At 76.0% G+C, this 26,010-nt stretch carries 21 protein-coding genes; 8 read left to right on the top strand and 13 right to left on the bottom strand.

Going from position 1 to position 26,010, the window contains the following annotated elements; all coding sequences use genetic code 11:
* Positions 1 to 89 precede the first annotated feature (89 nt).
* Together IFT72_RS00810 and IFT72_RS00805 are read right to left on the bottom strand one after the other, a co-directional pair.
* A complete protein-coding gene (locus IFT72_RS00810) occupies positions 90 to 1,526 on the bottom strand; it encodes an MFS transporter (RefSeq protein ID WP_192045316.1) in 1,437 nt (478 codons plus the stop codon).
* A 197-nt stretch (positions 1,527 to 1,723) separates the two neighbouring features.
* Entirely contained in the window at positions 1,724 to 2,629 is a 906-nt protein-coding gene (locus IFT72_RS00805; protein ID WP_197981054.1) for a gamma-glutamyl-gamma-aminobutyrate hydrolase family protein, read from the bottom strand.
* A gap of 150 nt (positions 2,630 to 2,779) precedes the next feature.
* Here IFT72_RS00805 and IFT72_RS00800 point away from each other — a divergent pair, with 150 nt between their 5' ends.
* The gene (locus IFT72_RS00800) at positions 2,780 to 3,136 is read left to right on the top strand and encodes a PRC-barrel domain-containing protein (RefSeq protein ID WP_056052725.1); all 357 of its coding nucleotides are present in this window, start codon (positions 2,780 to 2,782) and stop codon (positions 3,134 to 3,136) included.
* Positions 3,137 to 3,268: 132 nt separating this feature from the next.
* On the opposite strand, the gene IFT72_RS00795 is transcribed toward IFT72_RS00800, so the two are convergent.
* Both IFT72_RS00795 and IFT72_RS00790 read right to left on the bottom strand, forming a co-directional pair.
* The gene (locus IFT72_RS00795; RefSeq protein WP_192045315.1) at positions 3,269 to 5,227 is read right to left on the bottom strand and encodes a PIG-L family deacetylase; all 1,959 of its coding nucleotides are present in this window, start codon (positions 5,225 to 5,227) and stop codon (positions 3,269 to 3,271) included.
* Positions 5,220 to 7,493, bottom strand: coding sequence for a hypothetical protein (locus tag IFT72_RS00790; RefSeq protein WP_192045314.1), 2,274 nt, complete (start codon positions 7,491 to 7,493; stop codon positions 5,220 to 5,222). Before IFT72_RS00790 ends, IFT72_RS00795 begins: the two co-directional genes overlap by 8 nt.
* A gap of 326 nt (positions 7,494 to 7,819) precedes the next feature.
* Here IFT72_RS00790 and IFT72_RS16295 point away from each other — a divergent pair, with 326 nt between their 5' ends.
* Positions 7,820 to 8,800, top strand: a complete 981-nt coding sequence (locus IFT72_RS16295; RefSeq protein ID WP_192045313.1) for a glycoside hydrolase family 16 protein — start codon at positions 7,820 to 7,822, stop codon at positions 8,798 to 8,800.
* A 340-nt stretch (positions 8,801 to 9,140) separates the two neighbouring features.
* On the opposite strand, the gene IFT72_RS00780 is transcribed toward IFT72_RS16295, so the two are convergent.
* The 9 genes from IFT72_RS00780 to IFT72_RS00740 all read right to left on the bottom strand — a co-directional run bounded on the left by IFT72_RS00780 (position 9,141) and on the right by IFT72_RS00740 (position 19,588).
* On the bottom strand, positions 9,141 to 9,710 hold the full coding sequence (locus IFT72_RS00780; RefSeq protein WP_192045312.1) for a manganese efflux pump: 570 nt from the start codon (positions 9,708 to 9,710) through the stop codon (positions 9,141 to 9,143).
* Between the two features lie 161 nt (positions 9,711 to 9,871).
* Positions 9,872 to 10,975 carry a glycosyltransferase family 4 protein gene (locus IFT72_RS00775; RefSeq protein ID WP_192045311.1) on the bottom strand — a complete coding sequence of 368 codons (1,104 nt, stop codon included), beginning with the start codon at positions 10,973 to 10,975 and terminating at the stop codon, positions 9,872 to 9,874.
* Between the two features lie 20 nt (positions 10,976 to 10,995).
* Positions 10,996 to 12,600 carry a glycosyltransferase gene (locus IFT72_RS00770; protein WP_192045310.1) on the bottom strand — a complete coding sequence of 535 codons (1,605 nt, stop codon included), beginning with the start codon at positions 12,598 to 12,600 and terminating at the stop codon, positions 10,996 to 10,998.
* On the bottom strand, positions 12,597 to 14,315 hold the full coding sequence (locus IFT72_RS00765) for an oligosaccharide flippase family protein (RefSeq protein WP_192045309.1): 1,719 nt from the start codon (positions 14,313 to 14,315) through the stop codon (positions 12,597 to 12,599). Before IFT72_RS00765 ends, IFT72_RS00770 begins: the two co-directional genes overlap by 4 nt.
* 358 nt (positions 14,316 to 14,673) lie before the next feature.
* On the bottom strand, positions 14,674 to 15,231 hold the full coding sequence (locus IFT72_RS00760; protein ID WP_185231610.1) for an NAD(P)H-dependent oxidoreductase: 558 nt from the start codon (positions 15,229 to 15,231) through the stop codon (positions 14,674 to 14,676).
* A gap of 48 nt (positions 15,232 to 15,279) precedes the next feature.
* Positions 15,280 to 15,981 carry a hypothetical protein gene (locus IFT72_RS00755; protein WP_244634134.1) on the bottom strand — a complete coding sequence of 234 codons (702 nt, stop codon included), beginning with the start codon at positions 15,979 to 15,981 and terminating at the stop codon, positions 15,280 to 15,282.
* A gap of 164 nt (positions 15,982 to 16,145) precedes the next feature.
* On the bottom strand, positions 16,146 to 16,580 hold the full coding sequence (locus tag IFT72_RS00750) for a hypothetical protein (protein WP_192045308.1): 435 nt from the start codon (positions 16,578 to 16,580) through the stop codon (positions 16,146 to 16,148).
* A gap of 146 nt (positions 16,581 to 16,726) precedes the next feature.
* Entirely contained in the window at positions 16,727 to 17,680 is a 954-nt protein-coding gene (locus IFT72_RS00745; protein ID WP_192045307.1) for an NAD(P)-dependent oxidoreductase, read from the bottom strand.
* Between the two features lie 231 nt (positions 17,681 to 17,911).
* Positions 17,912 to 19,588, bottom strand: coding sequence for a glycoside hydrolase family 13 protein (locus IFT72_RS00740; RefSeq protein WP_192045306.1), 1,677 nt, complete (start codon positions 19,586 to 19,588; stop codon positions 17,912 to 17,914).
* A 372-nt stretch (positions 19,589 to 19,960) separates the two neighbouring features.
* Here IFT72_RS00740 and IFT72_RS00735 point away from each other — a divergent pair, with 372 nt between their 5' ends.
* From IFT72_RS00735 to IFT72_RS00710, 6 genes are all read left to right on the top strand, one after another.
* Positions 19,961 to 21,094: a LacI family DNA-binding transcriptional regulator gene (locus IFT72_RS00735; protein WP_192045305.1), complete on the top strand. Its 1,134-nt coding sequence runs from the start codon at positions 19,961 to 19,963 to the stop codon at positions 21,092 to 21,094.
* Between the two features lie 167 nt (positions 21,095 to 21,261).
* Positions 21,262 to 22,347: a type IV toxin-antitoxin system AbiEi family antitoxin domain-containing protein gene (locus IFT72_RS00730; RefSeq protein WP_185231601.1), complete on the top strand. Its 1,086-nt coding sequence runs from the start codon at positions 21,262 to 21,264 to the stop codon at positions 22,345 to 22,347.
* A gap of 54 nt (positions 22,348 to 22,401) precedes the next feature.
* Positions 22,402 to 22,866, top strand: coding sequence for an acyl-CoA thioesterase (locus tag IFT72_RS00725; protein WP_371741195.1), 465 nt, complete (start codon positions 22,402 to 22,404; stop codon positions 22,864 to 22,866).
* Between the two features lie 216 nt (positions 22,867 to 23,082).
* Positions 23,083 to 23,736 carry an MOSC domain-containing protein gene (locus IFT72_RS00720; RefSeq protein ID WP_192045304.1) on the top strand — a complete coding sequence of 218 codons (654 nt, stop codon included), beginning with the start codon at positions 23,083 to 23,085 and terminating at the stop codon, positions 23,734 to 23,736.
* A gap of 34 nt (positions 23,737 to 23,770) precedes the next feature.
* Positions 23,771 to 24,361, top strand: coding sequence for a PadR family transcriptional regulator (locus IFT72_RS00715; protein ID WP_197981053.1), 591 nt, complete (start codon positions 23,771 to 23,773; stop codon positions 24,359 to 24,361).
* Positions 24,362 to 24,464: 103 nt separating this feature from the next.
* Positions 24,465 to 25,994, top strand: coding sequence for a DHA2 family efflux MFS transporter permease subunit (locus tag IFT72_RS00710; protein ID WP_185231597.1), 1,530 nt, complete (start codon positions 24,465 to 24,467; stop codon positions 25,992 to 25,994).
* The last annotated feature ends 16 nt before the right edge of the window (positions 25,995 to 26,010 follow it).

Below are 26,010 nucleotides of genomic sequence, written 5' to 3'. Positions count from 1 at the left end.
GGCGGGGCGGGGTCGCTCTGCGCTGGGTCGGGCCGGGTCGGGCCGGGCCGGGCCGGGTCGGGTCGGGTCGGGTCGGGTCGGGCCCGGGCTCAGCGGCGGCGGCCGCCCGTGACGGCCGGGCCGGAGCCCGTCGCCGGCCCGCGGACCACCGCCACCGACCCGGTCACGGCCGCGACCGACGAGGTGATGGTGCGGAGGTTCGACGTCGACAGCTGCTCCTGCGCGTGACCGTGGAGCGGGAATCCGCGGCGGGCCAGCGCCACGACGACGAAGCTCGCGGCGACGACCACGGCCGCCGAGAACGGCAGCGCACCGAGTCCGGTGACCCCGGTCAGCTGCGCGCCGAGCGCCGCGCCGCCGGCGATGCCGACGTTCGAGCCCGCGTTGATCAGCGCGCCCGCGATGTCGGGGCTGACGCCGCCCGTGCGGATCGCCGCCGCCATGAAGAGCGTGCCGGTCGTGCCGTTCGCGGCGACCCACACGCCCGCGACGACGAAGGTGCCGACGAGCGAGCCGTGCACCAGCGGCAGCGCCGCGAGGGCGACGGCCATCGTCGCCACGGCGACGAGCAGCGTCTGCCGCGGGGCGCGGTCGACGAAGGCGCCCGCCGTCAGCAGCCCGACCACCCCGGTCGCGCCGAGCACCAGCAGCGCCGTGCCGACCGCGTCGTCGCCGAGCCCCGCGGTCACGAGGTACGGCCCGACGTACGTGTAGACCACGTAGTGCCCCGCGAAGAGCAGCAGGTCGGCGACGACCACGGCCAGCAGCCCGGTGCGGGCCCACGACCGGACCGAGCCGACGTGCGGGTACGACTCGCCCCGCACCGCGGGCAGGAACGCCACCGCGACGACGGCGAGCAGCGCGGAGGCGGCGGCCACGGCCCCGACGGCGGCCCGCCAGCCGAGGTGGTCGCCGACCGTCGTCGCGAGCGGCACGCCGATGACGAAGCCGAGCGAGCTGCCCGAGTAGACGAACGCGATCGCGCGGCCGGCCAGCCGGGGAGGAACGATGCGCGTCGCGTAGGCCGACGCGACGGAGAAGAAGAGGGCGTGCGCGACGCCGCCGACGACCCGGCCGGCGCACACCACGGCGAAGGAGGGAGCCAGCGCCACGATGAGGTTCGACGCCGTGTAGCCGACGAGCGTGGTCACGAGCACGGCCTTGCGCGGCACGCGGGCCGTGGCCCAGGTGAGCGGCAGGGCGAGCAGGGCGACGGCGAGCGCGTAGACCGTGACGACGACGCCCATGCGCGACTCGGAGACGCCGAGGTCGACGCTCATCGTCGACAGCAGGCCGACCGGCATGAGCTCGGTGGTGATGGCGAGGAAGGTCGACAGGCCGAGCACGGCGATGCCGACCACGGCCGACGGGGTCAGCACGTGGACGGTGCCGCGGGCGGCAGCGGCCTCGGCGGCGCGGTCGGCGGTGCCGACGTCGCTGACGCGCATCGAGCCCGTGTAGGTCGAGGGCACGCGGACGGGCTCGGTCTCGGGCCGGTCGGCGGGGCGGGTGGTGGTGTCGGTCACGAGGGCCTCCGTTCTCCCGCACGGAGGCGCACGACGACGAGCGTCGGGACGCGCCGGCGCCGGGGCCGGGGCGCTGCGCACTCGTCGCGGGTCAGGTCTGACGGGTGTGGGGGTGTTGCCGCTCCACGACGAGGGCGCTGTCCGTCCAGTGTGACACGGCCCCCTCCCCCGCCCGCAAGGCCCCCGAGCGGGCCGGGCTACGCCCTGGGCGCACGCACCGGCGGGGCCCCCGGCGCGCGCCCCGGGTCGACGCGGGCCCCGGCGGCGTCGCGCGCCGCGACGAGCAGGTCGGTGAGGACGGTGCCGCGCGACCCCGCGTCCTCCGGGTGCCACTGCACGCACCAGAGGGGTGCCTCCTCGTGCTCCATCGCCTCGGCCGTGCCGTCGGCGGCCCAGGCGACCACGCGGAGGCCCCGCCCGGGCCGGGCGACGGCCTGGTGGTGCGAGCTGCGCACGTCGAGGGTCGTCGCCCCGAGCACGCCGGCGAGGCTGCTGTCGTCGGCGACGCTCACGGCGTGGTCGACCATGCTGTCGTCGACGTCGGCGGCGACGTGGCCGTCGAGGTGCTGCACGAGGTCGCCGCCGAGGGCGACGTTCACGAGCTGCATGCCGCGGCAGATGCCGACCAGCGGCGTGCGCGCCGCCACGGCCGCGCGCACCAGGGCGATCTGCGCCCGGTCGGCGTCGGGGAAGGTCTGGCCGCCGTGCGGCTCGGCGACGTCGCCGCCGTAGGTCGACGGGTCGACGTCCTCGCCGCCGGTGAGCACGACGGCGTCGGCCGCGGCCAGCCGGCGCCCCAGCTCGTCGTCGCCGGCCTGCGCGGCGGCCACGCGGTCGACCACGAGGCCGAGCGCCTCGGCGGCGGCGACGACGGAGGCGGTGAGCCGCTGCAGCTCGGCCTCGAACGCGGGGTCGTCGCGGCCGCCGTCGGCCACGTCGACGACGAGCAGGCGCCGGGCGCCGTGGGCGTCGGCGGGGCGGGCGTCGGCGGGGCTGGCCTCGTCGGGGCGGGCGTCGGCGGTGCTGGCCTCGTCGGGGCGGGCGTCGGCGGTGAAGGCCTCGTCGGGGCGGGCGTCGTCGTGTCGAGGGCTCAGGAGCGACATGCGCCCATCGTGCCACCCGGGGGACGCCGCCACGCCGTCTCCTGAGAGCTCGACGTGACCCGCCGCGCGGCAGGGCGCACGACGGGCCGGGCCGGTACCGTCGGAGGCGCACGACCCCGGACCACGCCGGGGCGGCAGAGAGGTCACGCCATGTTCGAACCGGAGAACCTCCGAGACTGGGTCGGCCTCGCGGTCGTCGACCCCACCGGCGACAAGATCGGCACGCTCGAGAGCATCTACTTCGACACGTCGAGCGACGTGCCGTCGTTCGCCGCCGTCCAGGTCGGCATCCTCGGCCGCACCCGCCTCGTCTTCGTGCCGCTCGACGGTGCGCTCGTCGCGCCGAAGCACCTCAAGGTGCAGTTCGACAAGAAGCTCGCGAAGGAGGCGCCGTCGATCGAGACCGACGGCGAGCTCGAGGCCCAGCGCGAGCAGGAGCTGTTCGCCTACTACAGCCTGCCCTACACGCTCGGCACGGGCGGCGAGCGGCGGCTCGGCCGCCGCTAGGCGGCGCCCGTCGGTCGACGGGAGCAGCGAGGAGGCGCGGTGCCGGTCGGCACCGCGCCTCTCGTCGTGCAGGCGGGCAGGAATGCGGGCAGGCGGGCGGGCGGCCGGCCGGCCGCGCCACCCGCGGCTCGGCTAGCGCGTGCCCCGCACCCGGATCTCGGCCAGGCCCACGTTTCCCGTGCTGGCGCTGACCCCGGTGACGGTGAAGCGCACCGACGTGGTGCTGCGGCTCGGGAACGACACGGTGGTGGCCGAGCCGTCGTCGGCCAGGGCGGGCACGTCGACGGTCGACCCGTCGGAGAAGGTCAGGGTGCCGGCGGTCACCTGGTCGGAGCCGTTGGGCCGGTCGTGCAGCACGACCTGGTCGGTCGTCACCGCCGTGGGCCAGGTCAGCGTCAGGGTGACGCCGGTGCGCCCCCAGGGGGCGACCCACTCGGCGGTCGGCGCGGTCGGGTAGCCGTCGGCCACGCCGTCGATCGCCTTGTCGGCGGTCTGGCCCGTCGACGGGTCGTCCCACGCCGCCGTCGCGACGGCGCCGGCCGTGACGTCGACACGGGTCGGGGCGGGGGCCGGGGCGGGCGTCGTGGTCGCCGCGGCGGTCGACTGCACCCGCACCTCGGCCAGGCCGACGTTCCGGGTGGTCGACGACACGGCCGTCACCGTGACGCGCACCGACGAGACGGAGCGGGCCGGGAACGAGACCGTGGTGGCGCCTCCCCCGTTCGCCAGCGCGGGCACCGTGACGGTCGAGCCGTCAGAGAACGTCAGGGTCGCGCCCGTCACCTGGTCATCGGCGTTCGGACGGTCGCTCAGCACCAGGCGGTCGACCCTGCGGGCCGCGGCCCAGGTGAGCTGGAGCCACGAGCCGGCGCGGCCGCCGACCGTCGCCCACTCGGCGGTGGCGACGCCCGGGTAGCCGTCGGCGACGCCGTCGATCGCAGCGGCGGCGGTCTGGCCGTCGGCGCCGTTCTCCGAGCTGGCGGTCGCGACCGCGCCGGCGGTCACGTCGGTCGCCGGGTCGGTCGGGGTCGGCGTCGTCGGGGCGGGCGTCGTGGTGACGGGCCCTCCGCCCGGGGCGGTCGTGGTCGGCGTGCCGACCGTCTGCTCGCGCGACAGCCAGGAGTACTCCGGGCGGCCCCAGCAGGCGTCCCAGCTCGCGCAGGTGCCGTCGTCGGAGGCCGCGTACCGGAAGAACGCCAGCGACTTGGCCCGCACCTGGTCGTCGGTGAGGTTCACCGGGACCTGCGAGAGGCCGTAGCCCCGCCAGCCGGCGAAGCCGGGAGCGGTGGTGAGCTGCCGCCGCGCCGCGTCGGTGAGGTAGGCGACGACGTGGTGGTCGGGGTGGTCGCCGTCGTCGATCGCTCCGACGTGGTCGAGGGTGTCGACGTTGGTCGGGGCCACGCCCTTCATGATCGTGACGAGCTGCGCGCGGAGCTCGCCCAGCGAGTAGCTCGTGAGCCCGTCGACGGTGCTGAGGCGCGACTGCGTGCCCGCCCACAGCTGGGGCAGGCTCTGCCGGCCGGTGGCCGCGAAGCCCTTCCCGTCGAGGCCGCCGTCGGGGAGGTGCAGGAAGACCATCTGGACCTTCGACGACCCGCCGAGGCGGGAGAGGCCGACAGCTCGGCCGCCGAGCGAGACGGTCGTCGACGACCACGTGTCGGCCACGCCGAGCGTCTGCGCGTAGGCCGCCCGGACCCCGGCCTCGCGGCCGCGCCAGTAGGTCGACGCACGCCCCGCGTCGCCCGCGGTGACGTAGACCGTGGTGACGCAGCGCCCGGCACGGAGGTCGGCGCCGAGGGCCGTGCTCTGGAAGAGCAGGTCGTCGTCCTGGTGCGCGACGACCGACAGCGTGGTGCCGGCCGCGCAGCCGGACTGCCGCAGCGACGGGGCGGCGGGCAGGGCGGCGGTGCCGGTGGTCGCGGCCTCGGCCGGCGCGGCCAGCGGCCCGACCATCAGCGGCGCGAGGGCCAGCGCGGCGACGGCGACCGCCACGAGGCGGAGGGCGCGGGGGGACGGGCGCCGGGGCGTCCTGCGGGTGCCGACCCGCGACTCCCCCCGGCTCGGGGCCGTCGTGCTGGTCGGCTCACTCATCGCCGGCTCCTGTCGTGCTCAGTCGGTAGAGGGTGGCGGTGGGCGCCGTCATGACGGCCTCCCAGCGGTCGTCGGCCGCGAACGCCGCGGCGAGCTCGGTGTAGTCGTCGTACGACTGGAAGCCGTAGCGGTCGTCGTAGGCGCCGACCACGTCGGAGACGAGGACCCACCGCTCGGTCGCGTCCCACGCCTCGAGGCCCGAGGTGAGGCGCGCCTCGTCGGCGGCCGCGTCGTACGACGACGTGTCGGGCCAGCCGCCGAGCGCCTCACGGGTGAGGTACTGCACCTGGTCGTAGCGGGCGGTGCGGGCCCCGGGGGTGGCGTTGCCGGTGCCGGGCACGAGCAGCGCGGCGCCGGCGGCCGCGGTCTCCTCGTAGCGGGCGGTGACCCGCGTCGTGTCGGCGCTCGCGACCCGGTTCCAGTCGAGGGCGGTCGCGCCGAAGACGTTCACGCCGACCACGACGACGAGGGCGACCGAGGTCACGACCACCGCGGCCCGCCGTCGGGCACGGGCGGACGACCGGGCCAGCCGCGGCAGCAGCCGGTGCCAGGGCAGCGACGCCGCGAGCACGCTCAGCCACGGCGCGGCGAACAGCGTGACGCGGAAGATCCCCTCGGCGCCGTAGTTCGTGGCGACCACCAGGCTGACCGGGCTGACCGCGGCGACGGCGAGCGCCCAGGCGCGGCGGTCGCCCCGTCGCAGCACGACCGTCACGAGCGCGACGAGGCCGAGCAGCACCAGCACGGCCGCGGGCAGCGCGAAGGCGAGGGTCTTGACGACCGGCACGGGCAGGGTCGCGGCCGAGTGCGCGGGCGGCGCGGCGTTCGACACCACGTCGCCGAAGGCGGTCGGCAGCAGGAAGGCCCCGAGCACCGACGCGTTCGACAGCGCCCACAGCACGGCGGGCACCAGCACCAGCGCCGGCAGCCACCACGGGCGGATCAGCCGGAACGCGACGAACACGACCAGCGCCGCCGTGGTGAGGTACGGCGAGATCTGGTGCGTCACGGCGAGGGCACAGCCCAGCACCAGCACGGCGGCGAGGCGCCACGGCGCGACCGACGCGGGGCGCGACCGACGTCGCGCGCCCGAGATCGGCGGGCGACCGCTGAGGGCCAGCGCGAAGACCGACAGCGAGAGCACGACGCCGAGCGACTGGGGCGAGAAGTACAGCGTGTTGAGCGTGAGCGTCAGGCCGAACAGCCCGCCGGCGATCCAGGCGCGGCCGTCGTCGGTCAGGAACCTCGCCGCGAGGACGGTCGCCGCGAGGGTGATCAGCGGGCTGATCATCACCGGCCACCAGGTCGCGACCACCATCACGTCGCGGAGGCCCGCGACGTCGGCGGCCCAGGCCACGGCCGCGAACAGCCCCGACCACGACTGGAAGATGTCGACGCCGGTCGACGTGCCGCCGTTCGCCCGGATCGACTCGACCACGCCGACGTGCCGCGCCGCCGAGACCATCGTCGGGGTGCCGTAGGCGATCGCCTGCGACAGCACAGCGACGCCGCTCAGGCTCATCAGGGGCAGCGCCGGGCTGCGTCGCGACACGACGGCGACGACCGCGGCCGCCACGAGCAGCACGAGGCCGGCCCACCACAGCGGGCCCTCGATCGAGAGCAGGCCGCCGGGGGGCGGGTCGCCCCGGACGAGCAGCGACGCCACGACCACGAGGGCGACCCCGGCGACGGTGGCGAGGGGCACCAGCGGGAGGCGGGCGGTCGACGCGGCCCGCGCCTCCGCGGAGGCCTCGGGCTCCAGGGCCCCGTGATCCGCGGCCTGGTCCGGTCGGGGCTGCTCGGCGGCCAGGGCCTGCGGGAGGCGCCCGTCGCGGAGTGCCCGAAGGTCACGTCGCACCGCGACCACCAGCATCACGACGGTGGCGGCCGCGGCGACGACGGCTGCGGGGACGGGCACCCAGACGTGCAGGGTCGCCATCGTGATGCCGGTCAGCACCGCGGCGACGAGACCGCCGACCAGGGCCACCAGGGCGAAGCGGGAGGCTCGCAGCGGGCGCGCGAGGAGCGCCGGCGCGACGCCGAGCTCGAGCAGCAGGAAGACCGTGGCGGTCGCCTGGCGCAGCACGACGAGGTCGGCGACGAGCGCGACCGCGAGGCCGAGCAGGGTGAGCGCGACGAGCGCGGCGGCCGCGAGGCGCGACGCAGGGCCCATCGTCGGGACGGGCAGGGGGGTTCCGTCGCGCGGGAGCTCGGGGTGCACGCCGTCGGGGCGCGTGCTCACGGTGACGGGGACGACTCGGGGCACGAGCGATCTCCAGGGGTTGCCGTCGGCGGGGAGGGACGTGCTCGCCCGCCGAGCCTGGGTGGGGCGGGGCGGAGGGGTCGCGGGCACGCACGGTCGAGGCCGGCGTCGTTCGGGTACGGCGGGCGCGGGTAGCCTGCCGGTCCTGTGAGTGTAGCTCGGCACCCCGGAGGCCCCGCGACCCTCGAACGGGTGGCATCAGGGCGTTTCTGCGGGCAGGACGGCCGCTCGGCTTGACCACGGAGCCCCCGGCGGCGAGGCTGTCGACGGCCCTCCCGGCCGCGAGCTGCTCGCGGCGACCCCGACGCGGACGGCCGGAGAGCTGAGACGTGCCCCGCAGACCCCCGCGCCCGAGGCGCGTCGTCGCGGCCGTCGGGCTGCTCGTCGCCGCCGTCGCCGTGGCCGTCGCGGCCACCGTGTCGACGAGCACGGCGCGGCAGGCGGACGACGCGGGCGGCCCCACCTCGACCTCGACCTCGACGCCCGGGAGGCACCCCGACGTGACCGACCGCCCCTCCAGCACGCCGAGCCCGGAGCCGACGAGCTCGGCCGCGGCCGAGCCTGCGCCGTCGACGGGGGCGGACGGGACGGGGGCCGGGGCCGGCGTGGCCCCGAACGGCAGCGGCCAGGCGATGCCGACCAGCTCGGGGCCCGGCTGGACGCGCACCTTCTCGGACGACTTCGCGCACCCGGTCGCGGCCGGGCGCTTCCCCGGTCGGTACGACGACAGCTGGGTCGCCTACGACGGCTTCACCGACACGTCGGGCATCGGCGACTACCGGGCCGACGCGGTGTCGGTGCGCGACGGCGTGCTCGACCTCGCGGTGTCGGCCGGCGACGGCGCCGTCACGAGCGCCGCCGTGGTGCCGCTCGTCGGCGGCGAGTGGGGCGGGCAGGTGCACGGGCGGTTCAGCGTACGGATGCGGGCCGACGCGGTGCCCGGGTTCTACGCGGCCTTCCTGCTGTGGAGCGACGACAACGACTGGGACGACGGCGAGGTCGACTTCCCCGAGGGGCGCCTCGACGGCACGGTGCGCGGCTACAACCACACGCCGGGCGACCCGTCGGTGAACTCGTTCGTCGGCGACACCGGCATCTCGTTCGACGGCTGGCACACGTACACGATCGAGTGGCGACCCGACCGGATCGACTACCTCGTCGACGACCGCGTGTGGGCGACCACGAGCGAGGCGCTGCCGACGGCGTCGATGCACTGGGTGATGCAGGTCGAGGCGGCCGGCGAGACGCCGCCGGACGGCGCAGGGCACGTCGAGATCGACTGGGCGACGATCGACCGGTACGACGGCTGAGCCGGGGCGCGGCGCGCGTCGACGGTTCAGGGCGCAGCGGCCGCCCGGGCCGACAGCGGCCCCGCGGCGCGGCCCGCCCCTGAACGCTCGACGTCAGGCCGCGCTGCGTCGCCGCGGCAGACGCGCGTCGACGGTTCAGGGCGCAGCGCCTGCCCGGGCCGACAGCGGCCCCGCGGCGCGGCCCGCCCCTGAACGCTCGACGTCAGGCCGCGCTGCGGCGCCGCGGCAGACGCGCGTCGACGGTTCAGGGAGCAGCGGCCGCCCGGGCCGGCAGCAGCCCCGCGGCGCGGCCCGCCCCTGAACGCTCGACGCCGGGCCGGGCCGCGCGGCGCCGCGCGCCCTAGGCGAGCACGCCGAGGTGCTCGAGCAGGATGCTCGTCCCGATCAGCACGAGCACGACGCCGCCCGCGATCTCGGCCGGGCGGCCCAGCGCCGCCCCCACCTTCGCCCCGACGAGCACGCCGACGAACGTCAGCACCGCCGTCGTGACGCCGATCAGCCCGACCGACGCGCCGATCGACACCGGCAGGAACGCCAGCGTCACGCCCACCGCTAACGCGTCGATGCTCGTCGCCACCGACAGCACGACGAGCTCGCGCAGCGGCACCCGGTCGGCGTCGACGTCGTCGTCGGGGTGGGCCCGCGCGGCCTCCCAGATCATCTTGCCGCCGACCAGCGCGAGCAGGCCGAAGGCGATCCAGTGGTCGACGCCGGAGATCACCGGGGCGAACGCCGTTCCCAGCAGCCAGCCGATGAGCGGCATCAGGGCCTGGGCGGCCCCGAAGGCCAGGGCGATGACGACGGCGTTGCGCAGCGCCCGCGCCCGCAGGTGGAGGCCCTTGCCGAGGGCGACGGCGAAGGCGTCGGCGGAGACGCCGACGGCGATGAGGAGGAGGGCCCAGACGCTCACGGACGACCTTTCGAGGAGACGAGCACGAGGCGTCGTCGCCCGGCGGAACTCGACGATCCTGGCACGGCCCCGGGAGCTCGACTGCACGGAAAGGGCTGGTCAGGCATGTTCGACGAGACGAAATCCTGGGTTGGCGCAGCCGCACCGCGCCGCCGCACCTCTCAGCGCGCGCGGATGTGCCGCCGCAGGACGGCCTCGAGCTCGTCGAGGTGCCGACCGTGCGGGAAGGCCGTCGCGACGTGCTCGCGCGCCCGCTCGCCCAGCCCCGGGTCGACCTCGCGCCACCCGAGGGCCGCGCCGACCGTCGCGGCCAGCGCCGCCTCGTCGCGCGGCGGCACGAGGAAGCGCGCGAACTCGCCGGTCAGCACCTCGGGCGCGGCACCGACCGCCGTCGCGACCGCGGGTCGCCCGGTCGACATCGCCTCGACCAGCACGCGGCCGAAGGCCTCCGGCTCGGCCGACGGCATCACGACGACGTCCGCGGCGTGCAGCAGCGGCACGACGTCGACCTGCAGCCCGAGCCGCCGCCAGCTGCCCGGCGGCAGCGCGTCGAGGGCCTCGGCGACGGCCGCGTCGGGCTCGGGGCCGGCGAGCACGAGCACGGCCCCGCGCGCATCGAGCGCGAGCCTCCCCCACGCCCTCACGAGCGCGTCGACGCCCTTGCCGACGGTCAGCCGGCCGTAGGCGAGCGCGACGCGGGCGCCGGGCGCGAGGTCGAGCCCGAGCGCTCGACGCGCGGCCTCCGCCTCGGCCGGCCCGCCGAGGGGGTAGTCGCCCGGGTCGACCGCGTTGTGCACGACGGTGACGCGCTCGGGCTCGAGGCCCGCGGCCACCCAGACCGCCGCCATGTGGTGCGAGACGGCCACGAAGTGGGCGACCCCGGACATCACGAGGCGGGTCCGCTCGTAGTTCGGCAGGTGGTGCAGGTGCGCCACCACGGGCAGGCCCGCGGCACGCCTCGCCACCTGCGCCCAGACGATCTGCTCGGGGCGGTTCAGCCACAGCACGTCGGCGCGGGCCCGTCGGGCCTCCGCCACCGACGGGCCGAAGGCCGCCAGGTCGCGGAGAGCGCTCCGCGGGGCCGCGTCGAACCGGAACGGCCCGCGCAGCGTCGCCCCGACGGCCTCGTAGGCCGCCCGGTGCTCGCCGTCGACGTGCCAGAGCACCGTCGTGTCGTGCCCCCGGGCCGCCAGCCCCGTGACGTCCTGCAGGGTGCAGACCTCGACGCCGCCGACCGGCGCGAGGGTCTCGACGGTCGTCAGCACCCGCAGGGGCCGCCCCTCGCTCACGGCCGGGGCACGAGGGAGTCGCGGGCCGGGTCGCCGGCACCGCCCACGGTCGCCGGCGCGGTCGCCGTGCCGCCCGCGGCCGGTCTGGGGCGGTCTGCCCGACCAGCTCGGCCGCGCACGGGCCAGCTCGGCTCGTCGAGCGGCGCGACCCACGAGCTCCGCCGCGCGGCGCGACGACTCACCAGGTAGGCGCGGGGCCCGGACGGGTAGCCGCGCAGCTCGGCGAGCACGAGCGACCGCGGGTAGCCGTGGCCGGCGTCGCCGGCCGCGCCGTCGGCGCCGGCCGCGCCGTCGGCACCGTCCGGACCGTCGGCACCGTCGGCACCGTCGGCACCGTCGCCACCGGCGCCACCGTCGGCGAGGTCAGCACGAGCCGCGCCCGGCGCACCGGCCGGGGCGTCCTCGACGACCGGCCCCGCGCCTCCCCCGATGCGGCGCACGCTCTGGACGGCCATCGACCGCACGGCCAGGGGCAGCTGCCAGGCGAGGCCGAGCAGGTGCCGCGGGTCGCGCAGCACGAGCCCGGTGAGCATCGCCGTGAAGCCGAGGCCGTTGCCGCGCAGCTGGTGCAGCAGCTCGTCGGTGCCGCGGCGGTGCCGGTGGTGGACGACGGCGCCCGGCTCGTAGGCGATGCGCCCGCCCGTCCAGAGCACGCCCACGAGGGCCGCGAGGTCCTCGCCGCCGCGGGCCGGCGTGCCGGTGCCGAGGGCCAGGTCGAAGCCGCCGATGCGGTGCAGGGCGCTCCGCCGGAACGACATGTTCGCGCCGGCCCCGAAGGCGCCGACGCCGTAGACGGCGAAGCGCCGCACGAGCTCGCCGTCGGCCTCGACGCGGACGCGTGCTCCGGTGAGCAGCCCGCCCGCGGCCCGCTCCGGGGTGAGCACGAGCGGCTGCCAGGTGCGCTCGCCGCTGAACCCGCCGTAGTACCGCTCGAACCAGATCTGCGCCGGGGTGTCGAGCTCGGCGGGCAGGATGAGCCCGGTCACGGCGTCGATCGACGGGTCGTCGACGTAGGGCCGCGTCAGCTCGCGGAGCCAGTCGGGCTCGACCCGCACGTCGTCGTCGGTGAAGACGACGATCTCGCCCCGGGCCTCGGCGACCCCGGCGTTCCGCCCGGCCGAGATGCCCCGACGGGGCTCGTGGACGACCCGCACCCGGTCGCGCCCGGCGACGAGGCCGGGCAGCACGTCGTCGGCCGGCAGCACGGGCCGGTTGTCGACGATCAGGAACTCCACGTCGGGGTGGTCGACCCGCGCGAAGCCGTCGAGTATCAGCTCGAGGTCCTCCCGACGCGCGACGATGGTCGACACCACCACGGTGACGCTCGGGAGGCGGTCGTCGCCCAGGCGGGGAGGTCGCGCCTCCTCCGCGGCGCGCGCCGCGGGCACGAGCGCGAGCAGCGGCGCGAGCCGTGCCCGCGTCGCCTCCGGATCGGCGTCGAGCGCGAGCTCGAGCGACCCCACGGGTCGGCCGTGCCAGGTCGCCACCACGAGGGCGGTCGCGTGCCGGTCGTCGGCCACGAGGTCGGGCAGGGGCCGGGAGAGATCGACGAGCACCACCCGCCGGGGCGCCGGGTCGGCGGGGTGCGGGGCGCGGGTCACGGGGTCTCCTCGGGGGCGGGGTGCGGGGCGGGGTGCGGGGCGGTGCTCGGGGCGGGCTGCGGCGCGGGGGCGGAGCTGATGGCCGACTCGACCCGCGACTCCCCGGTGCCCTCGTCGGCGGGCTCGACCCGCGACTCCTCGGGGCCCTCGGGCTGGGGACCTCGGCGGGCCGCGGACAGGCGGCGGAAGAACCAGGGCAGGCAGGCGAGCGCGACGACCACGCGGCCGAGGTTCCACTCGAGGGTCTGGGGCAGCAGGGTCGAGGCGCCGGCGACGACGACCGTGGCGAGCACGGACCACAGCAGCGGAGCGGGGGCTCCGCGCCAGCTCGCCCGCGTGGGCAGCACGCGGAGCTGCAGCGCCGACAGCACCGAGTAGGCGATCACGGTCGCGACCGCCGCGCCGAGGATGCCGAGCAGCGGCACCAGCACGAAGTTCAGGCCGACGTTGACCGCCGCCGCGACGGCCGTGATGACGCCGATCGTGCCCGCCTTGCGCTCGATCGTGAGGAGGCGGCCGCTGGCTCCGCCGGCCGTCGCCGGGTAGGCGGTCAGGGCCACCACCCAGACGACCACGACGAGGCTCGTCGGGTCGAAGCTGGCCGGCACGAGGATCGGCATCGCGAACGGGGTGACCAGCGTGATCGCGAGCACCACGGGGTTCAGCAGCCGGTAGATCTCGTCGCGCGACCGGACGGCGAGGGCCGTCCGCTCGACGGCGTCGCGCATGCGGGCGAAGTGCGGCGCCCAGGCGTTCGACGTGAACGACAGCATCAGGATCACCGACGAGCCCACCACGTAGGCCACCTGGTACCGGCCGACGGCGTCGGGGCCGAGCAGGCGCTGCAGCACGATCCGGTCGCCGGCGTTGAGCACGAAGTAGGCGAGGCTCGCGAGGGCGAGCGGCACGCCGAAGGCGATCGCACGCCGGGTCACTCCGCGGTCGACCAGGCCCCGGAGGCGCGGGCGCGTCAGGACGAGGCCGAGCAGCATCGCGAGCGTCTGGCTGATGACGCTGCCCCAGGCGTAGGTGAGCGCGCCGCCCCCGAGCGTCAGAAGCAGGGTCAGGCCGATGACCTGGCCGCCGACGGCCGAGACGATGCTCGTCGTCGCGAAGGCGCGGAAGCGGTCCTCGGCGAGGAGGAGGGCGAGCATGACCTGGACGGCGGCGGACGGCGCCGTCCACAGCAGGACGACGAGGAGGAGGTCGTGGTCGGGGCCGAACCCGGCCGCCCCGGCCCACAGGGGCACGGAGACGAGGGCGGCTCCGGTCGCGACGAACGACACCACCAGGCCGACGGCGACGAGGCCGCGGGCGGCGCGGGCGTCGCCGTCCTCGGCGTGCTGCAGGACGAGGGCCTGGTCGAGGCCGAGCAGGGCCAGCACGCTGACGACCTGGAAGATCGCCTGCGCCGAGGCGAGCGCCCCGAAGTCGGAGACGCCGAGCAGGTGCGCGAGCACGGGCGACACGACGGTGCCGGCGACGAGCTGCAGCGACCAGACGACGACGTAGAGGAGGCCGCGGCCGAAGAGACGGGACTCGGCGGGGGGCTCGGGGGACGCGGGGGTGGGGACGGGCGCGGGCGCTACGGGCGCGGCGGGGGGCTCGGCACCGGCGGGCTCGGTCGCGAGGTGGCGCGGCGCTCGGGGCGCGCGGGTCGCGGGCGCGGGCTCGGCGATCGCGGGCGCGGCGATCGCGGGCCGGTGCTCGGGCACGGGCGAGGCAGCCGTCGGGCGTTCGGGGCGCCGGTGACGGTCAGGCGGGAGGGCCTGCATGGGTCGGGTCCTGTCGGGGTTCGGGTGGGCGCGCCCGACGTCGACGCACGGGGTGAGAGTGCGTCACGAGGCCAGGACGAGGGGTCGGCGTCCGGGTCGAGCGACGAGCCGACGCTATCCCATGGCCCCCTGAGCCACAACGCCCCGGACGGGGCCCCTGCCGGGGACCCGAGCCCGCGCCTCCTCGGTGTCCGCTCCTCGGCGTCAGCACTGGTGTCCCCCGGCGGGGCCGACCGGGGGACGGCGCCGAGACGGCGGGCCGACCGCGAGGACGTCCCCGGGCCGGCCCGTCGGGGGGCTAGGCCGCGGCGGGCTCCGTCGAGGCGACGACCGCGGCGACGACCGCGGTCAGCTGCTGGGCGACCTCGGCGTCGTCGGAGGGGTGGACCTCCGCGAAGCGCTCGATCGAGCCGGGGATGCTCAGCGTGACGTCGTCGAGCACGCGGGCACCGGCGATGCCGAGCGACTTGCGCGCCTCGTCCTGGGCCCAGACGCCGCCGAACTGACCGAACGCGCTGCCGATGACCGCGGTCGGCTTGCCGGCCAGGGCGCTCTCACCGTAGGGGCGCGAGGCCCAGTCGATGGCGTTCTTGAGAACCGCGGGGATGGTGCCGTTGTACTCGGGGGTGACGACCAGCAGGGCGTCCGCCTCGGTGAGGGCGGAGCGGAAGGCGACCGCCGCCTCCGGCACGGACCCGGGCACGTCGACGTCCTCGTTGTAGAAGGGGAGCTGGGCGATGCCGTCGAAGACGGTCAGGGTCGCACCGGCGGGCGCGACCTGCGCGGCGGCCTCGGCGAGCTGGGCGTTCGTGGAGCCGGAGCGCAGGCTGCCGACGAGGACGAGGACGGTGGTCATGGGTTCTCCTTGGGTGGGGGCTGCGGACGGTGACGCGTCACCGAGGTACTACCCGGCGGGGGCGGGGGGCATTCCCGCGGGCTGGCGAGGCAGCCGTGGTCGGCGGGTCGCCGGGGTCGGCGGCCGGGTCGGCGGCCGGGGTCGGGCGTGGCGGATCGTGCTGACCACGTCGACGAGGCTGGGCTGAGCCGGAGCCGAGCCGAAGCCGAAGCGCACCGGCGGCGACAAGGGCGCCAGGGTGCCCAGGTGGCGGTCGCCGTCGCGGACCTCGGCCGCCGTCACGTGGCGGGCCACGGTGACGCCGTAGAACTCGCGGCGGCCGCCGCCCGCGGTGCCGGCCGTCCGGGCTCCCCGCACGAGCAGCCGGGCCACCGGGTCGACGAGGCGGAGCCACGCCGGCCGCGTGGCCAGCCCCCGCGGGACGAGCCGGAGCAGCATGCCGAGCGCCGAGACGCCGCCGACGGTGAGACGCACGTCGAGGTCGCCCGCGGTGATCCGCAGGCCGCCGTCGACGCGGTGGACGGCGACGGGCACCACCCGCACCTCGTCGAACGTGTACGTCGACGACACGTACTCGGCGATCACCTCGGTCGGGGCCAGCAGCGTCCGGTGGCCGTCGGGCGACTCCACCATCACGTCGCTGAAGCGCCCGAGCGGGGAGCTCTGCCACATGCCGACCACGACGCGCGTGCCGGAGGTCGTGCCGATGCCGGCGATGCGGCCGGTGAAGCGGTCGTCTGTGCGGGGCATGGCGGCGACGGTACGCCGCCGCGGCTGCGGACTGCTGAGCGTGCGGCCTCGTCCTGGTGCGGCAGCGTCCGGGTCGGGCCGCCGGGCCCCCGGGCCCCGCCGCCGGGCCGCCCGGCCGCCGCACGGCGTCGACCGTTCAGGAAGCAGCGTCGGCCCGTCCCGGCTCAGCGCCCGCGCGTCGGCTCGCCCCTGAGCCATCGACCGACCTGCCCCTCCGTCGCGCCCGTCGCCCCCGCGAGGTCGGCGACCGTCGCGCCGTCCTCCACGGCGGCGAGCGCCAGCCCGGCCCGCTCGGCCGTCAGCCGTCGCGTCGCCCCCTGCAGCTCCCGCAGCTGCTCGACCTCCTCCCCCGCCGTCAGCACGACGGGGAACGCGTCCGCGTCGCGGCGCTGCCCCTCGGTCGACCCCGCCCAGGCGGCGAGCCACGACCGCACGACCACCCGGCGCACGCCGACGCGGGCCGCGACCCTGACGGGCGACGTGCCGGCGTCGACCAGCCGCGTCGCGAGCAGCCCGCGCACCACGGGCAGGGCGGCGAGCTCGCGGTGCACGGCCGCGACCGCCTCGATCAGCAGATCGACGTCGGGGTCGTGGGGCACGGGCGTCCTCCCTGTCGGCCGGCTCGTCGAGGTGTCGAGCGATCAGGAGCGGCACGCTCCTCCACGACGATCCTCCCCCGGATCAGCCCCTCGCTCCTGATCCCTCGACGCGAGCCGCCCGGGCCGACGACTGCGCGCCTCGCCGCTCAGTACCCGGCGTCGACGTCGACGACCCCCTCCGGGGCGCCGCCGCTCGCGAGCGCCTCGACGTTCGCCCGCACCCGCGCCTGGAACAGCGGGGCGGTCATCTCCTCCGTGTTGGCCTGGTGCGGCGTGACCAGCGCCCGCGGCTCGCTCCACAACGGGTGCCCGTCCGGCAGCGGCTCCGGGTCGACCACGTCGAGCCCCGCGCCGCCGATCCGGCCCTCGGCGAGCGCCTCCACGAGCGCGTCGGTGTCGACGAGCGCTCCCCGGGCGATGTTGACCAGCACGGCCGTGTCGCGCATCAGCTCGAGCTGTCGTCGGCCGACCAGGCGCGTCGTCCCCTCGGTGAGGGCGGCCGCGACGACCACCACGTCCGCGTCGGGCAGCACGTCGTCGAGCTGGTCGGTCGTCACCGTGCGCTCCGCTCCCTCCACCTCGCGTGCGGTGCGCACCACCATCGTCACCCCGACGTCGAAGGGCTGCAGCAGCCGCAGCAGCTCCGTGCCGATGCCGCCCGCGCCGACGATGACGACGTGCGCCCCGTTCAGCGAGACGCCGCGCTGCTCGGACTCCCACGAGGAGGCGCGGGCCCTGATCTGCAGGGAGCGCAGCGTCGCCAGCACCAGGGCCAACGCGTGCTCCGCGACCGGGGCGCTGTAGGCGCCCTTGGCGCTCGTGAAGACGAGCCCCTCCCGCCGGGTCGCCCGCATCGTCTCGACGTGGACGTCCACCCCCGCGCTCGGCAGCTGCACGACGGCGACGCCGGGGTGCTCGTCGATCGCCCGGCGCAGCTCGCCCTGGTCGATCGAGCCCGCGACGACGATCATCCGGGTGTCGTCGCCGAGCGGCACCTCCCGGGCCCCCGACTCCTCGAGGGCCCGCCGGGCGGGCTCGGCGCCCCAGGCGTCGGCCCCGGTCGAGGCGGCGGGCAGGACGGTCACCGCGACGCTGGTCATGCGTCAATCTATCGATCAGGTCACGACCCCGTCCGGGGGGTGCCCGCGGTGGCAGAGTGTCCGTCGTCGCAGGGGGCCGCGCCTCCGGCGGCACGGGGCGCGGGTCAACGGCGATCCGCGTCTCCTCTCACCACGGCAGCGGGCCACGCGGCCCTGCCGCGCCCGGCGAGGGCGACGGACCCGGGCGCACGACGGCCCCGACGACAGTTGTCGTCGGGGCCGTCGTGGTGCTCAGCGGACGCGGAGCCAGACCGTGGTCTCCCCCGGGAGCTGCGCCGCGCCTCCGGCCGGCGTCTCGACCGGACCGCTCGACAGCAGGACCTCGCCCTCGGGCAGGGCCGCCGCCTCCGTCGAGAAGTTCGTCACCGAGTGCCAGCCGTCGTGCCGCGCGAAGTGCACGACCGCGGGGTCGTCGTCGACCCAGGTGAGGTCCTCGCCGCGCTGCAGCTGGTGACGGAGCGCCAGGGCACGACGGTAGAGCGACAGGGTCGAGTCGGCGTCGCCCTCCTCGACCGAGACGGCCGAGTCGGCGAACCAGGCCGGCTGGGGCAGGTGCGGCTCGTGCGTGCCGAAGCCGAACGCGGGCGACGAGGTGTCCCACGGGAGCGGGACGCGGCAGCCGTCGCGGCCTTTGAGGCCGTGCTCGGTGCGGATCCAGACCGGGTCCTGCAGCTGGTCGTCGGGGATGTCGGCGACCTCGAACAGGCCGAGCTCCTCGCCCTGGTAGACGTAGGCCGAGCCGGGCAGGGCGAGCATGAGCATCGAGGCGGCGCGGGCGCGACGCAGGCCCGTGGCGCGGTCGAGCTCGGGCGAGGTGCCGCCCGACAGGAGGAAGGCGTCGCCGTCGGTCGTCGCCGGCAGGCCGTAGCGCGTCGCGTGGCGCACCACGTCGTGGTTCGACAGGACCCAGGTGCTGGAGGCGCCGCTCTCGGCCGCGAGCTCGAGGTTCGACTCGATGATGGTCCGGAACTCGGCGGGGTCGAACTCGGCCCGGGTCAGCTCGAAGTTGAAGGCCTGGCCGAGCTCGGTCGGCCGCGCGTAGAGCGAGACGCGCTCGCGGGCGACCCAGGCCTCGGCGACCGCGGTGCGGGGCGGGTCGTACTCGTCGAGCACCTCGCGCCACTCCTGGAAGATCTCGTGGACCTCGTCGCGGTCGTACAGGGGGTCGCTGCCGTCGGTGGGCAGGCCGAAGTCCTTCGGGTTGGCGTCGCGGAGGGGCTCGACGAGGTCCTTGGCGAGCCCGTGCGCGACGTCGACGCGGAAGCCGTCCACGCCCCGGTCGGACCAGAATCGCAGGGTGGCCTTGAAGTCGTCGCGGACCTCGGGGTTGCTCCAGTCGAGGTCGGGCTGCTCGGGCGCGAACAGGTGCAGGTACCACTGCTCGGGGGTGCCGTCGGGGCGGGTGAGCCGCGTCCAGGCGCTGCCGCCGAAGTTCGACGGCCAGGTCGACGGCGGGGTGGCGCCGCCGTCCAGCCCGTCGCGGAAGACGTAGCGGGCGCGGGCGGGGCTGCCGGGCTCGGACGCGAGGGCCTCGCGGAACCAGACGTGCTGGTCGGACGTGTGGTTCGGCACGATGTCGACGATGACCTTGAGGCCGGCTCCGTGCGCGGCCGCGACCATGTCGTCGAAGTCGGCCAGGGTGCCGAGCCGCGGGTCGACGTCGCGGTAGTCGGCGACGTCGTAGCCGCCGTCGGCGAGCTCGGACGGGTAGAACGGGCTCAGCCAGATCGCGTCGACCCCGAGCTGGGCCAGGTACGGCACGCGCGAGGTCACGCCGGCGATGTCGCCGAGGCCGTCGCCGTCGGAGTCGGCGAAGCTGCGCGGGTACACCTGGTAGACGGTGGCCTGGCGCCACCAGTCGGCGTCGGCCACGGGGACCTCGGTGGGGGTGGCGTCCGTGTCGGTCATGGGGCTCCTCGGGGTGGTCGGGGTGGTCGTGGTGGGTGGTGCGGGTGGTGCGGGTCGAGCTCTCAGGTGCGGGCGGCACCCCGCCCGGGGTGCGCGGCCCGGCGGCCGGTGCCTCCTGAACGCTCGACGCGGCGGCGGGTGACGAGCGGCGCGCAGCTCGCGCCGCCGCACACGACCGCCGACGTGCGCGGACGTCGGTGACCGCGCTTGCACAGCCTAGGAACGGCCCCGGATCGTCGTCAAGACGAGCAGCTCCACCCGCAAGAAGACGGACCTTCATCCAGTCGACGGTGTAGCGAGCCTGGTCGGGCCTCAGTTGCCGCCGGAGATGAGATCATCTGTGCAAGCGCTTGCACCGACCGAGGAGGAACCATGGCCGACGAGACGAGCAGCACTGCACCCGAGTCCCCGCGGGTGCCCACCATGGACGACGTGGCCGTCGCGGCGGGCGTGTCGGTGGCGACGGTGTCGCGCGCCCTGCGGGGGTCGCCGAAGGTGAGGAGCGAGACCCGCCGCGCGGTGGTCGACGCTGCCGAGCGGCTCGGGTTCGTCGTCTCGCGGACGGCCTCGAGCCTCGCCACGGGCAAGGTGCGCCGCGTCGCCGTGCTGATCGGGGCGCCGCTGACCGACTGGTTCAGCGGCAGCATCCTCGACGGCATCTACGACGTGCTCCGCGCCGCGGGCCTCGACCTCCTCCTCTACCGGGTGCACGACCGCACCGAGCGCGAGGCGTTCTTCGCGGCCCTCCCGGCGCGACGCAACGCCGACGCGGTGATCGTCGCCTCCTTCGCCCTGTCGGACGCCGAACAGGCGACGCTGACCGCCCTCGACATGCCCGTGGTCTACCTCAGCCAGCGCGTCGCCGGGCACCCCAGCGTCGGCATCGACGACCTCGCCGCCGGCCGGACGGCCACACGGCTGCTGCTCGGCCTCGGCCACCGGCGCTTCGTCTACCTGCGAGCCGCGCCCGACCGCGACTTCCGCTGGAGCGCCCACGAGCGGGAGGCGGGATGGGCCGCGGAGCTGGACGCCGCAGGAGTCGCCGCGTCGGAGCGGAGCCTCCTCGAGCTCGCGGCGGGGTCGGGGCTGGGCGACGAAGCCGCGGCGCGCCTCCTGACTGGTCCGCTGCCGGTCGCGGTGCTCGCCGAGGACGACGACCTCGCCCTCAGCGTGCTGGCGTCGCTCGAGCGACTCGGCGTGGACGTGCCCGGCGACGTGTCGATCGTGGGGTTCGACGGGCAGCGACGGGCCGTGGACGCCGGGCTGACGACCGTGTCGCAGCCGGTCGCCGAGCTGGCCCGGCTCGCGGCGGAGGCGGCGGTCGCCCTCGCGACGGGGCCGCGGACCACGGCACCGCCGGAGGTGCACGAACTGCCGACCACCGTGGTGCTGGGGCGCACGACCCGTGCTGCTCCCGCTGAGGGCCGGCGGGGCGACGCGTCGAGCGGTCAGGACGAGCGTGCGGCTCGAGGCACGGGGGGCCCGCCCGGCGCCACGACGATCTGATCCGTCGACCGGTGCGGGGTGCCGCCGGGTGCCGAGGAGCCGGGGTGCGGGGTGCCGGGTGCCGAACGGCGCGCGCCGCTCCCTCCCCCACCGTCGCTGCGTGCGGATCGTCCCCAGCGCCCGGTGCCCGCCGCCGCTGTCGCGCGCAGCTCGACCAGGGTGGGCGGATGCACACAGCAGACGTCGTCGAGGTGATCGAGGCCGCCGGCGGGTTCGCCACCCGGCGGCAGCTGCGCCGAGCCGGCGCGACCGACCGCGACCTCACACGGGCGGTGAGGTCGGGCGACCTGCACCGCCCCCGGCTCGGCTGGTACACGAACCTCCCCCGGGGCGACGCACGAGTCGTGGCGGTCAGCGTGGGAGGACGCCTGACGGGCGGGTCCGCCCTCTTCGAGCTGGGGGCCTGGATGTGGGAGCGACCGCCGCTCGTCACGGTGTCGGTCCCTCCCCATGCCTCGCGCCTGCGCCACCGCAGGTCGAGCCGGGTGGTCTACGACGACGGCGACGTCAGGAGCCGCGGTGGAGTCGCGATGGTCGACGTGCGGGACGCCCTCGTGAGGGCCGTGCTCGAGGAGTCCTTCGAGATCGCCGTGGCGCTCCTGGACTGGGCGCTGCACGGAGGGCGCATCACGTCGCGCGACCTCCGCGACATCGCCGCCCGGCTGCCCGCGGACGCCCGCGGCGTCGTCGACTGGGTCGACGCGTCGAGCGAGAGCATCCTCGAGAGCGTGGTGCGGGTCCGCCTGCGTCAGGCGGGCTTCCACGTCACCTCGCAGGTGCCGAACGGCTTCGGCGAGCGCACCGACCTCGTCGTGGAGGGCGTCCTCGGCATCGAGACCGACGGTCGTCGGTGGCACGCCCAGCGCTTCGACCGCGACGCGGTCAAGGACCTCCGCGGCTACGTCGCGGGCAGGATCCCGATGCACCTCAGCTACGCGGTCGTGCGGTACGACTGGCGCCAGGTGCTGGACGCCGTCGAGGCAGCCGTCGCGCTCCACCGCCGGGGCGGTCGACGTCGCCGCCCGCCCCGGGACGCCTCGCGCCCCGTGCCGCCGTCGGCACGGGGAGCTGGGCGCCGGGCGTGGCGCCTGCCCCGGCGCCCGTCGCCGCTGGCAGCCGCTCACCGGGGTCGGCCGCCGAGCGCGGGAGGGCCGCCGAGCCCAGGGCGTCCCGCTCCGAGCCCGGCACCCGGGGCACGGGGGCGACCCGGCGCGACGCACCCGGTGCGGGCGCGCACGGCGGCGTCGCCCTAGGCTCTCTGGGCGAGCCGACCGGCCCACCCGAAGGAGACCATCGTGACCGACGCCATCACCCCCGGCGCGCCCGACCCCCTCGCGTCGCCCACGGAGACGACCGACGAGATCAACTTCCGCACCCGCAAGTGGGTCCGCCCCGAGGACCTCAACGCGAACGGCACCCTGTTCGGCGGCAGCCTGCTGCGCTGGATCGACGAGGAGGCCGCGATCTACGCGATCCTCCAGCTGGGCAACGGTCGCGTCGTGACGAAGTACATCTCCGAGATCAACTTCGTGTCGAGCGCCGCACAGGGCGACCTCGTCGAGATGGGCCTCCGCGCGACCGCCTTCGGCCGGACGTCGCTGACCATGCGGGCCGAGGTGCGCAACATGGTCACCCGCCAGAGCATCCTGACGATCGACAAGATAGTCTTCGTCAACATCGGGCCCGACGGCGCCCCCGCTGCGCACGGCTTCGCGGAGATCACGTACGACCGCGACCGGATCCCGACCGGGTCGCTCAACAGCCAGGGCTGAGGCCCACGGCCGCTCGCGGGCTCCCGCCCGCGTGCGCCGTCGCATCGTCGCGTCGTCCCGTCGTGGCACCGTCGCGTCGAGCGTTCAGGTGACGCTCGCGTCTCGGGCGTCGCCCGGGTGAGCGACGCAGCCGCGACCTGAACGGTCGACCAGCGCGCGGCGGCCGCTCCGCCCCGACCGCTTGTCGCCTCCGCCGCGTTCGGGCACCATGGCTCCGTGCCCCTCCTCACCGCCGTCTGCCGCGTCGACCGCCTCCTGCCCGACTCCGGCAGCGTCGGCGTGACCGCGATCGACAAGCGCCCCCTCGACGTGCCCGTGCCCGTCAAGCCGCTCGGCGTCTGGGGCGACGTCCAGGCCAGCCGCAAGCACCACGGCGGCCCCGACAAGGCCGTCTACGCCTACGCCGACGAGGACGCGCTCCACTTCGGCGACCTGCTCGGCTACGAGGTCACGCCCGGCCTGTTCGGCGAGAACCTCCGCACCTCGGGCCTCGACGTGACGGGGGCCGTCCTCGGCGAGCGCTGGGCCGTCGGCGACGGCCTGCTCCTCGAGGTCACCATGCCCCGCACCCCGTGCGCGACCTTCCAGCGCCGGCTCCGCGAGCCACGGTGGGTGGCGCGCTTCCAGGCCGAGGGCCGCCCGGGCGCCTACCTGCGGGTCATGAAGTCGGGGCCCGCCGCGGCGGGCGACCAGATCGTCGTGGTGTCGCGCCCCTCCCACGGCGTCACGATCGGCGACTGCTTCGCCGGCCTGACGCCCGAGGCCGCGCGGTCGCTCCTCGACGCCGACGAGCGGCTCTCCGACGTGGTGCGCGGCATCGCCGCCAAGGTCGTCGACCGCGACTCGGTGCAGTCTCTGCAGAAAAGTTGACCGCGGGCGACTAGTCGTGCGAGAGTAGCGCCTCGTGTCCTCCATCCGTCTCTTCGTGCTCGACTCGTTCGCGCGCCACGGAGACATGCACGGCCACCAGCTCCGGCTGCAGGCCGAGCAGGAGCACGTGCACTTCTGGACGGACGTCTCGGTCGGCGGCCTCTACGGCGCCATCAAGCGGCTGGCCGCCGAGGGGCTGCTCGCCCCGGTCCGCACCGAGCGCGAGGGGTCCTTCCCCGAGCGCCTGGTCTACGGCATCACCGACGCGGGCCGCGCCGCACTCGACGCGTCCCGCCGACACGCGCAGGACGAGATCGTCCTGCGCCCCGACCCCTTCGACCTCGCCCTGACCCGCGTCGACCCCGACCGGGTCGACGAGCTGCCCGCCACCGTCCGGCGCCGTCGCGCCGAGCTCGAGCGGCTGCTCGCCGAGTCCGCCGACCACCGTCGACGCGCCGATCCCTGGCTGTCCGTCGCCGAGAAGCACGCCCTCTCGCACCGTGAGCACCGCCTCCGCGCCGAGATCAGCTGGCACGACACGCTGATCGAGGCCCTGCCCGACATCGTCGCGGACGAGGAGGCGGGGGCCAGGCACGCACTGACCGGCAGGCCCTCGTCGGGCTGACCCGCGACTCCCCCTCACCGTCGACCACGACGCCCCCGCTCCGCCCGCTGCGCGCTCCGCGCCGGGCATACTCACCGCCGCCCCCGCGGCACGGAAGGCCCCCATGACCGACGCACCCGCCCGCCCCGGCGCCGCACCCGCCGTGCCTCGTCACGCCTGGTTCGCCCTCGTGGCCCTCCTGCTGGGCATGTTCATCGCCCTGCTCGACACCACGATCGTGAACGTCGCCCTGCCCACCATCCGCACCTCGCTCGACGCCTCGGAGTCGACCCTGTCGTGGATCATCTCGGGCTACGCGCTGGCGTTCGGGCTCACGCTCATCCCGGCCGGCCGCATCGGCGACCGGATCGGCCACAAGTGGGTCTACTTCACCGGCGTGCTGCTGTTCACGCTCGCCAGCCTCGCCTGCGGCGTGGCGACGAGCGACGTCCAGCTCGTCGTGTTCCGCGTCGTGCAGGGCCTCGCGGGCGGCATCTTCGTGCCGGCCGTCACCGCGTTCATCCAGCTGCTCTTCCCCGGCCGGTCGCGCGGCAAGGCCTTCGCCATCATGGGCGCCGTCATCGGCGTCTCGTCGGCCCTCGGGCCGATCATCGGCGGGCTCATCATCCAGGCGTTCGGCGACGAGAACGGCTGGCGCCTCGTCTTCTTCGTCAACCTCCCCTTCGGCGTCGCGACGCTGATCGCCGCGGCCATCCTGCTGCCGAAGCGCGACGAGTCGCTGCCCCGCCCCGACAAGGGCCTCGACTGGATCGGCCTGGTGCTCGTCTCGGCCGCGTTCGTCGCGCTGCTCGTCCCCCTCATCCAGGGCCAGGACGAGGGCTGGCCGCTCTGGACCTACCTGACCATCGCCGCGGGCGTGCTGCTGCTCGCCGCCTTCGGCGCCTGGGAGGTCGCGTACACGAAGCGCGGCCGCACCCCCCTCGTGCCCCCGAAGCTGTTCGCGCACCCCTCCTTCACCGGCGGCGTCGTGCTCGCCCTCGTGTACTTCGCGGCCTTCACCAGCATCTTCTTCACGATCTCGCTGCTCTGGCAGTCGGGCCTCGGCAACAGCGCGCTCGCCTCGGGCGCCGTCGCCATCCCGTTCGCGGTCGGCAGCATCATCTCGTCGTCGCAGAGCAACCAGATCGCCCAGAAGCTCGGCCGCAACGTGCTGGTGCTGGGCACGGCGCTCGTCGCGATCGGCCTCATCTGGATGTGGCTCGTGCTGATGACCACCGAGGCGGCCGACCTGACCAACTGGCTGCTGCTCGCGCCGCTGCTGATCGCGGGGCTCGGCAACGGGTTCTTCATCGCGCCGAACGTGCAGTTCATCGTCGCGACCGTCGACCCGCAGGACGCCGGCTCGGCGAGCGCCGTCATCTCGGCCATCCAGCGGATCGGCTCGGCCGTGGGCATCGCCATCATCGGCAGCGTGCTGTTCGGGTCGCTGCCCGGCGGGCGTGAGCTCGCCACGGCGGCGGGCCGGGCGACCGGCTTCACCGACGCGGCCGCGGCGGCCATGGGGGTGAGCGCGGCGTTCGCGGTCGTCGCCTTCCTGCTCGTGTTCGCGCTGCCGCGGCGCGTGTCGCACGGCCGGCCCCCGGCCGGCGCGGGCGCGGAGCGGGCGGAGAAGAGCCCGGCGGGGTCGCGCTAGCGGGTCGCTCGACCGG

Source organism: Frigoribacterium sp. CFBP 8754, from assembly GCF_014841815.1.
Lineage (GTDB): Bacteria > Actinomycetota > Actinomycetes > Actinomycetales > Microbacteriaceae > Frigoribacterium > Frigoribacterium endophyticum.
This window is presented reverse-complemented; position numbering and strand designations above follow the sequence as displayed.

Coding starts and splice junctions, on each gene's coding strand:
- IFT72_RS00805 (WP_197981054.1), bottom strand. CDS start 2,629: ATGTCGCTCCTGAGCCCTCGACACGACGACGCCCGCCCCGACGAGGCC.
- IFT72_RS00800 (WP_056052725.1), top strand. CDS start 2,780: ATGTTCGAACCGGAGAACCTCCGAGACTGGGTCGGCCTCGCGGTCGTC.
- IFT72_RS00795 (WP_192045315.1), bottom strand. CDS start 5,227: ATGAGTGAGCCGACCAGCACGACGGCCCCGAGCCGGGGGGAGTCGCGG.
- IFT72_RS00760 (WP_185231610.1), bottom strand. CDS start 15,231: ATGACCACCGTCCTCGTCCTCGTCGGCAGCCTGCGCTCCGGCTCCACG.
- IFT72_RS00755 (WP_244634134.1), bottom strand. CDS start 15,981: ATGCCCCGCACAGACGACCGCTTCACCGGCCGCATCGCCGGCATCGGC.
- IFT72_RS00745 (WP_192045307.1), bottom strand. CDS start 17,680: ATGACCAGCGTCGCGGTGACCGTCCTGCCCGCCGCCTCGACCGGGGCC.
- IFT72_RS00740 (WP_192045306.1), bottom strand. CDS start 19,588: ATGACCGACACGGACGCCACCCCCACCGAGGTCCCCGTGGCCGACGCC.
- IFT72_RS00735 (WP_192045305.1), top strand. CDS start 19,961: ATGGCCGACGAGACGAGCAGCACTGCACCCGAGTCCCCGCGGGTGCCC.
- IFT72_RS00730 (WP_185231601.1), top strand. CDS start 21,262: ATGCACACAGCAGACGTCGTCGAGGTGATCGAGGCCGCCGGCGGGTTC.
- IFT72_RS00710 (WP_185231597.1), top strand. CDS start 24,465: ATGACCGACGCACCCGCCCGCCCCGGCGCCGCACCCGCCGTGCCTCGT.